The sequence below is a fragment of the Wolbachia endosymbiont of Drosophila bocki genome, from assembly GCF_028982005.1.
Lineage (GTDB): Bacteria > Pseudomonadota > Alphaproteobacteria > Rickettsiales > Anaplasmataceae > Wolbachia > Wolbachia pipientis.
Genome location: NZ_JAPQLG010000112.1, coordinates 1 through 3,785 on the forward strand (window position 1 = coordinate 1; position 3,785 = coordinate 3,785).

The following is a 3,785-nucleotide window of genomic DNA, read 5'->3' on the forward strand; positions in this document are numbered from 1 at the left end:
TTTCAGGTTAATAAAATTAAATTATTTGAGTAAATACAATACTATGTTTTTATTTGTGGGTAATAGTAAGATATACCCCAGTTGCGGATTAGCCAACGAAGTAAAGCTTAGAAATGCAGCGGCTGCATGGAATATGAAACAAGCGTAGAAAAAATGTGTACCAAAAAATTTATCGGTGATCTGTGGCGAGTATGCTCAATCTCAAATTTGTTTTTCAGAGAGCCAAAAACTGTCTCAATAATCGATCTTTTTCTTAACAAAATCTTCTCATTTAGCACCATTAATGAGTTTTTCATACCCTTTTTATACTGGTTACAAGCTTTAACCCTCTATCGAATAATTCGTGAAAAAGATCTTTTTTGATATATCCTTTATCTCTAAACAATAATCCAGTCAATTTCTGAGTTAAATTTGGCACAGGTATCAACTTTGCCTTTTGTCACCGTAACCCCTTGAATTTCGCCAGTTTCGTTGATTACTAGACGTACCGAAAAACCACCCATAAGTAGTCTTTCCAATCTTTGCCAACCCTTTGAAAACTTTGTTTCTCGAGGTCCTTTTTGGATGGCAAACAGCGATAGATTATGTACGAAATCCCTGTCACTTTTGACTGTTCGCAAAACCATTGCATTAAGAGCGCTAAATACCATAAAGCCCGCGATTTTAACCTGATAAACCTACTATAGGATGGCAATTTTGGAAACGCTGATTCGTATAATAATTTCAAATAATGCACATAGAAAATTTTAAAATTGTCGCACTTGATATAGCAATATTATGGTAAAAATCTCTGAATGCGTAATCTCTGGCGTCCTGGTTGGTTTTTTGCCACTTGGTAGAAGTTTTTCTGCAAAATTTTCATCGACTGTATTGCAAAAATCATCGACTATACAAAAGATTTCTGTTACTTTCTCTTTCATTGGTAACCTCCTATTTTAGGAATGAATATCAAATACCTTGGAGTTTACCCTATTTCCTTACCTTTTCTATTTTTTCTAATTTACAACTGGGGTTAGCAGTGCTGTGAGAATGGTTGAAAGCGCAAAAGAAAACCTCTCGGAAGTTAAAAATATACTGGTCGATGCAGGTTATACAGGAGAAAATTTTGCAACTAAAATAAAAACGATTATTGGAGCAACTGTAGAAGTAATAAAACGAAGTGAATTACATTCCTTTGCTGTATTGCCACAAAGATGGGTTGTAGAGCGATCTTTCGCTTGGTTAGAAAAATGCAGACGATTGTGGAAAAATTGCGAGCGAAAACTTAACAATAGCCTACAAATGGTCGTTCTTTCCTTCATTTCTCTTCTATTGAGAAGATTTTAAACAGCTTCTAAATCTTTATTTTAAAAATGTCATATTGACCACCGGTACCTGAAAATACTATTCCAATTGATCAGAGCTATCCATTTCCTTAATTTTTGTAACGTTGTCATAGGAGTACTATAACTTTAGTATCAACTATGTTTTATTGTTTTTGCATCTAAAAAAATTTAGCTTATTCAAGCAGCATTTTGCCTTTTTTTGGATGTAGGGATTTTTTAGGAATTGTCTTCTTGAATTCTATGGTATTTTGTTTAACATTGAAACAAGATTCCAGTGTCAGCTACTTGCATGACATTGTTGGTTAGTGTTTTATGGCTTTACGATAGCTATACAACTTGTCTTAAAAGCAATATAGTGTTTACTATACAATGAATCAAAGATAGTAAGTAAAGTCTATGAAATTTCAAATCGCTACACATTTTCAACCGGCTGGGGATCAACCACAGGCAATCGATAGCTTAATTGCAGGGCTAAATAGTAATAAAAGAGATCAGGTTTTGCTTGGAGTTACTGGTTCTGGGAAAACTTTTACTATGGCAAATGTTATTGCAAGAACAAATAGGCCTGCATTAATTATGGCACACAATAAAACTTTAGCAGCACAGCTTTATGAGGAAATGAAAGGATTGTTTCCCCATAATGCTGTTGAATACTTCATTTCTTATTATGATTATTATCAACCTGAAGCCTATTTACCACAAACTGATACTTATATCGAAAAAGATTCTGCAATTAACGAAAGAATTGAGATGCTGCGTTATTCCACCGTCTGCTCCCTTTTGGAGCGCAGGGATACGATCGTAGTTGCCAGTGTTTCCTGCATATACGGTCTTGGTTCGCCTGAGAGCTACCGCAGCATGATCATACCGCTTAGTGTTGGAAATAAAATTCGTATTAATGATTTCCTGAGCAACTTAACTGATCTTCAATACAAGCGCTCTGATGCCAGGTTTGAGAGAGGATATTTCAGAGTGCGCGGCGATATTGTTGATATATTTCCTTCCCATTATGAAAATAAAGCTTGGCGTTTATCGTTATTTGGCGATGAAATAGAAGAAATTTCTGAAGTTGATGCTATAACGGGCAATGTTACCAAAGGCGTAAATAAAATCACCATTTTTCCAAATAGCTATTACATAACCCCGCGTGAGGCTTTGTTGCAGGCAATTGAACTAGTCAAAAAAGAGCTGCATGAACGCTTGGATTATTACTACTCGCAAAACAAGATTGTTGAAGCAAAGCGCCTCGAGCAACGCACTAATTTTGATATCGAAATGATGAGAACAACAGGAATATGTAAAGGTATTGAAAATTATTCGCGTTATCTCTATGGAATGGAAGCTGGGGATCCACCACCTACTTTGTTTGAATATTTACCCAAAGACGTAATTTTATTTGTTGATGAGAGTCATGTCACCGTTCCTCAGGTTGGTGCGATGTACAGTGGTAATGAGGCGCGTAAAAAGAAATTGATCGACTATGGCTTCAGGCTCCCTTCCGCTTTTGATAATCGTCCATTAAAATTTGAAGAGTGGGAGGGAGTTAGGCCGCAGACTGTTTACATTTCAGCCACTCCAGGAAAGTATGAGTTGGCAAAGACCAATAATGTATTTATAGAGCAAGTTATCCGTCCAACAGGGCTTACAGACCCAATCTGCATTGTAAAACCAATAGAGAGTCAAATTGATGATGTAATTCATGAGGCACAAGTGACAATAGGGAAGGGATTTTGTGTTTTAATCACTACATTGACGAAAAAAATGGCTGAAAATTTAGCTGAATATATGAGTGAATTGAATATGAGAGTGAGTTATTTGCATTCTGATATTGCTGCGCTGGAGAGAATAGAAATTATATACAAATTGAGATCTAAAGAAATCGATGTTTTAGTAGGTGTTAACTTGCTGAGGGAAGGTCTTGATATTCCAGAGTGTGGGTTGGTTGCAATTTTGGATGCTGATAAAGAAGGATTTTTGCGATCGGAAACTTCATTAATTCAAACGATCGGTCGTGCTGCGCGTAATGCTGAAGGTAGAGTAATTTTGTATGCAGATAAAATCACTGGTTCTCTGGACCGTGCATTAAGAGAGACCGAAAGAAGAAGAAAAAAACAAGAAGAACATAATATATTGCACAATATTGTCCCAAAGACTATAATAAAACCTATATCAAACACCTTACAGGAGAGGGCAATAGCAGAACCGAAAGTAAATACTAATAAGGATGATTTGAGAAAGCAAATGATAGAGCATGCTGAAAATTTAGAGTTCGAAGAAGCAGCAAGAATAAAAAAATTATTGCAAGGTTAAGTAATATATGATGCTATGGGCATAGTATAAAAATGTAAATAATTTTATTGATATCTTTATATTAATACTTTTTAAATATTTAGTACGGTGCAATATCTGCAATGGATGAGAAAAATTAACACCAGCGCCCTTAGGGTCAGAGACTTTGGC

At 35.7% G+C, this 3,785-nt stretch carries 1 protein-coding gene and 2 pseudogenes; 2 read left to right on the plus strand and 1 reads right to left on the minus strand.

Features of this window, described 5'->3' with window-relative positions:
* Positions 1-88 precede the first annotated feature (88 nt).
* Positions 89-920: pseudogene (locus OZD61_RS02395) on the minus strand (IS982 family transposase).
* A gap of 85 nt (positions 921-1,005) precedes the next feature.
* Here OZD61_RS02395 and OZD61_RS02400 point away from each other — a divergent pair.
* Both OZD61_RS02400 and uvrB read left to right on the plus strand, forming a co-directional pair.
* Positions 1,006-1,326: pseudogene (locus OZD61_RS02400) on the plus strand (transposase); the annotation flags it as partial.
* Positions 1,327-1,721: 395 nt separating this feature from the next.
* A complete protein-coding gene (uvrB, locus tag OZD61_RS02405) occupies positions 1,722-3,635 on the plus strand; it encodes an excinuclease ABC subunit UvrB (protein ID WP_274979714.1) in 1,914 nt (637 codons plus the stop codon).
* The last annotated feature ends 150 nt before the right edge of the window (positions 3,636-3,785 follow it).

What these genes read in the sequence shown, in the direction of transcription:
- uvrB (WP_274979714.1), top strand. Translation starts at nt 1,722, where the DNA reads ATGAAATTTCAAATCGCTACACATTTTCAACCGGCTGGGGATCAACCA.